The following is a 255-nucleotide window of genomic DNA, read 5'->3' on the forward strand; positions in this document are numbered from 1 at the left end:
GGCGGCAGGTGTTTCCGCTGACGGCAGGGCGCAATGTGTTTCTGGCCGGTCTGGAATGGAAAACACTGCCCTCACAGTACCGGCATGCCCGCGACTTTGCCCGGGCACAGAAAGCCGACCTTTTCCTAGCCTGTCAGTATCTCAGTAATGAAGATGCCGATACCCACACCATGGTAGCCACTGTCAGTCGCCGCATACTGCCCGGAAAACCCCGTCAGTGCTTCTCCCTCGCCCTGCTGATCCTGCCACTACTTG

The 255-nt window shown here is 58.8% G+C and carries 1 pseudogene; it reads left to right on the plus strand.

The features are described from left to right. Window positions 1–255: pseudogene (locus E0D98_RS26965) on the plus strand (pilus assembly protein); the annotation flags it as partial.

Source organism: Escherichia sp. KCJ4928 (genome assembly GCF_004352695.1).
Classification (GTDB): domain Bacteria; phylum Pseudomonadota; class Gammaproteobacteria; order Enterobacterales; family Enterobacteriaceae; genus ECMA0423.